At 53.3% G+C, this 4,298-nt stretch carries 4 protein-coding genes; 1 reads left to right on the top strand and 3 read right to left on the bottom strand.

What is annotated here, in order from left to right:
- On the bottom strand, nt 1-305 hold a 305-nt coding region (locus tag EWV37_RS15335; protein ID WP_165189496.1), incomplete at its 3' end, for a recombinase family protein.
- 2,025 nt (nt 306-2,330) lie between these two features.
- Between EWV37_RS15335 and EWV37_RS15340 the strand changes: the two genes are divergently transcribed.
- On the top strand, nt 2,331-3,017 hold the full coding sequence (locus tag EWV37_RS15340; protein ID WP_238663366.1) for a HEPN domain-containing protein: 687 nt from the start codon (nt 2,331-2,333) through the stop codon (nt 3,015-3,017).
- On the opposite strand, the gene EWV37_RS15345 is transcribed toward EWV37_RS15340, so the two are convergent.
- Complete coding sequence (locus EWV37_RS15345) at nt 3,010-3,570, bottom strand: hypothetical protein (RefSeq protein ID WP_129702501.1); 561 nt, start codon at nt 3,568-3,570, stop codon at nt 3,010-3,012. The genes EWV37_RS15340 and EWV37_RS15345 overlap by 8 nt on opposite strands.
- 359 nt (nt 3,571-3,929) lie before the next feature.
- The coding region (locus tag EWV37_RS15350) for a recombinase family protein (RefSeq protein WP_165189502.1) at nt 3,930-4,298 on the bottom strand (369 nt) is incomplete at its 5' end.

Consider the following 4,298-nt stretch of genomic DNA (forward strand, 5'->3'; position numbering starts at 1 on the left):
GCGATGATGTGAACACCCTTGTCTTGCAGTTGATCAGCGGCGCGGCGCAGTTCCCGTGCATTGCGTCCGAGCCGTGACAGGTAGCTGACTACCACCACGTCACCGGGGCGCAGATAGGCCAACATCTCCTGGTAACCGGGGCGCTCGGCCTTGGTCCCGCTCATGGCATCCTCGAACACCTTGGTAGCTCCGTGCGCTTGAACGTGCTCGCGTTGCGTGTCCAAGCTGGTGCCGTGATCCGCTTGCGCTTTCGTGCTCACGCGGATGTACCCGATGACGTTGTGGTTTGTGGTGTCGGTGCTCATGGCCTGTTCCTATCTGGGTCGAGAGTATCTCTCATTAACTCACTCTCAATATTAGATGACTCGAAACAGTTTTGCAATACAGTTTTGAGAGACATGTTTCGAGTCATTCCGAGACTTCAACAGCTCCTTGTGGCTCTCTCGTTTAGTTATGAGATTTGAGAGACGCACGTTCACAGGGGATCAGGCAACGCAATGATGGTTCACACGGCAGGATTGGGCACACAATGACGCAAGGTCGAGGGGGCCGCGCACAAGGGTGGGGGTACACCCCCTTCAAAACTTTCGCGACTGATCGGTACGTGTTAGCAGCTCAGGCCGTGTACAGGTGCATAACTCTTTCAGCTACTTGATTCCCTGCAATTCCGGCATTCCATACTCTGTGACGGGTTCCACAACTAAACCGTCGTCCCATGGATTGCTCTTGTCCCGATCACGTAACGGGAACGGATTGGGTAAATTGTTCTTGACTGCAAAGTTATGTGCAGCTGGTCCCCAGTATTTGCGAGAGGCGGCGCGTGCTTTTCTCTTTTTGTCCTTAGCGTTCGCAGTTGGTGTTGCTGGTTCCAGGTGTGATGGGTTGATGCACGATCGCACATTGCATCGATGAGCGATCTGCTTCGATTGCGAGTGTCCCCAGCCCGTGGAGTTCAACAAGTACCAACTGACTCTATGGGTGAACCAATCGTCGCCATTAGATCCCTCAGGGTCCATGAGTGGGTATATGTCGTCGTTATGTTTGCCCTTGCCTTCAGACCAGATCCAGCACTCCCCGGTAGGGCCACCTGCTTGGATCCCTTGGGCTAGGCGAGCAAGATTCAACTGCTCAATGGAAGGGGTAAGTCGTAGGTGTAGCACCTCGTGGAAGCGGCACAGCGCATGTACCTTGCCGTCCGGCCAACGCATGCGCCGTCCATTGATTCGCTTCGACTTGGGGCCATTTCCAGGACGCGTAAGGATGTTGGTGCAGCCCTCATAGTCACAACGTCGAACATTCTTTATCCACTGCTTATAGTGCTTGGGGCAGTACCCACTGCGATTACCAATATTTTGGCACCTAACAGCCTTGCCCTTGCCATGTCGAGCAATCACTTCACGACAGTTTGAAGCGGCTTTCTGAGGCATTAAACTCCTGTTCAGACGGTTACATTTTGAATCGGGGGATGTACCGCCCAGGATGCCATATCGAGAGGACAACAGCCCTGTTAAGCCGGGGAATCTGCCCGACTAGGACACACTCCGCACGAGGGGAATAGGTGATCTCTCTTATCCAGGCGTTCTGGGGAGGTTCCAGGGCAAAGGAGCTCACAAGCTCGCACTGCCTTTTTCTCTCCACCTACGTGCTGAGCTTCTCTGTGGTGCTGTTTCTGAGCGCTCCATCGGCCAGCCTGGGAGAGAGGGGAGGGAGGTGGAGAGAGCTCGCCCTTGCTGCTTCAGGGATTAACTGAAGACTAGGAAAGGCAAGCGGTGATGTGTCCAGCCCGGTCGGTCGGGTCGGTCGGCATCGAGGAAGCTCATGGCTTCACGCTCGGCAAGCTTTATTAGCGGCTCGCAACGGCGGCATGTGCGCGTAGCTCCGGCTCCATCACGGCAGGGCTGCTGTCCGTGACGGCGCTGTAGGGCGTGGCGTTCCTTCGATTCCTGGGATTGCTCGACCAGGTGATAACCCCCGTCTACGCGCTCGACAAAGAACCGGCGCTAACCCGGTGAGCATCGCGTGTGAGGCGACTGGTGATGTTGATGCGTGGCCACGTCTCAGGCCACCTCCAGGTCTTCCATCGCTGGAGGCTCCATTGCAACCGTTGGCGCGGTTGCTAGAATGGACTCAGTTGTAGTGACTGACTTCAGGATAGGGCACCGTTGGCGCGGTGCCCTTCCGCACGTCTAGGGGCGTGTCGCTGAATTTCTTCATTCCGCTACGCGAGCCCTCCGGGATCATCTGCCCTTGCGGGGGCTCCGCTAATGAAGTACTACTGCAACATGGATGAAGATAAAACGAATGATCTATACGATTCGCTAGTGAGCGAAATGTTCTCGCTATGGGTTGTTCCGGAACTTCAAAAAAGATCATTAAGTCTTAGCAAAGACGAGATATATAAAGTCCTTGTAGAAATGCCAGCTGGCGAAGAAAATTCTGTAAAAGTTTTTCTCAATAGTGAGGCTACGCTAATTGTTACGGGCAAAGCAGCACGAGATCTTAAGGCCGGAGAGGAAGTAACCTCCGGTGATCTATCAACACTTGAGAACGTTTATCCTGCGGACATTGATCCGAATAGCGGGTGGATATGCTATGCAAAAATAGCTGAAGGAAAAGCAGCCTTCGCCTTCGATGCTCGAAGAAATAAAGCGGATGCATCGGCACTGATAGGAAAGGCCAGAGCATTTTTTGAGATAGCAAAAGAAGCGAAAGATAAGTCAATAGATGTCGCCTGGGATAATGCCTACTCAGCAGCAGAGCTGACCGTCCAAGCCCAAATGCTCACATTTGGAGGAGCCAGCACTAAAAAACATGGCGTTAGGGCGAAGTGGTTCTATGGTTGGACAAACCTAGAAAATTCTCCGAAAAGTCATTACGAAGTCCTATGTGATCTAAAAAACAATCGAGAACAATCTAGGTATTCTCCTGATCCTGTCAAATTAAAGCCTAATCGGATAGAAGAAGTATTCACTCTGATTGAGGAAATGATCACAAACGCAGAAAATAGAATTAATTAGAAGATTTAAATAGCCTACTCCAAACTGATTTTTTATATTTAGGATCGAGGCTCTCTAATTCTTTCTCCTCGGCAACATTTTCTTTATTATCTAAAATTTTCTCATTAGAAAACTGAGATGAGATCATTCTTCTTTCTACCTTAAGTGTCTCCGTAAGTGCATCCACAAGCTCTCTCGCATTTTGCGCACGATGTTCCGCTGAACGTTGCCGTTCCTCTGCTAGCTCGGCTCGATGCTTCAGCTCTAGAACGTCGCGTTCTAGTTGGCGCACTCGTTCAACACTGCTGATGGAGTCCAGAGGGCTTTGCAGCTTTCCTTCGTCAGGATCTGGGGGTGTTTGTTTACGCATGAGACCTGATGCCACCAGTGCGCTGATAGGCACCTTCCAACCGTCCGGGGAGATCTCCGCTCCACACTCCTGCAAACGCTTCTTATTGCGTCGGATGGTGGACACGGAGATGCCGGCAACCTGCGCGGCCTTCTTCATTCCGAACGTGGCCTCACTGGTTCCAGTGTGCTCAGGGGGTTCAGGGGTAGGCGTCGCGTCCGTCATGGGCACAGTGTCCCACACGATGACCACACTTAGTGCAGGGTGTTCGAGGGGATATCCAGCACCCTTCACGCCGCATGATTCCAGGGATTAGCTGGGGGTGTCAGTGACTACTCCCCATGACTATTACTCACGCTGATTTGATAGGGGTGTCGAACACTGCTCATGAGCACCCCGTCAAACATGGCGCAGAGCGGCGCTGTGCGCCTGTCTCCCGGCCTCTCACGTATGGCCGTGTGTTCACATTGGGCAGTTCTAGTGAGGCGCTTAGAACGACTCACAGGGCCTTGCCTAGAAAAATGACGATGGCCCGGTCCACGAGTGAAGATGTCACTCATGGCCGGGCCTGTAGCCGTGGGGAACTAGGCGGCGTCCTTTTGAATGAGTCGGTAGAACGTGGCGACCGATACGTCCAGCAGCTTCGCCTTGTCCTTGGCCGTCAGGTTTGGATTCTTGTGCAGCTCCAAGGCCCGCACGATCATCTCCTGGTCATGCTTAGGCGGTCGGCCACCACGACGACCAAGACTCGCGGCCTTCTCGCGTCCGGCTTCGGTGCGCTCCATGATCTGCTCATGTTCGTACTCGGCCAGCACCGATAAGAATCCGAACAGCATTCGGCCTGCTGAGGTTCGGGTGTCGGCACCTTCTTTGAGGGCGATGATGTGAACACCCTTGTCTTGCAGTTGATCAGCGGCGCGGCGCAGTTCCCGTGCATTGCGTCCGAGCCGTGA

Origin of the sequence: Kocuria carniphila, assembly GCF_004136555.1 — a bacterium.
In the GTDB taxonomy this organism is placed as follows: domain Bacteria; phylum Actinomycetota; class Actinomycetes; order Actinomycetales; family Micrococcaceae; genus Kocuria; species Kocuria carniphila.

Bases quoted from the DNA above. Each gene is read 5' to 3' on its own strand.
- EWV37_RS15345 (WP_129702501.1), bottom strand. From the start codon at position 3,570: ATGACGGACGCGACGCCTACCCCTGAACCCCCTGAGCACACTGGAACC.
- EWV37_RS15340 (WP_238663366.1), top strand. From the start codon at position 2,331: ATGTTCTCGCTATGGGTTGTTCCGGAACTTCAAAAAAGATCATTAAGT.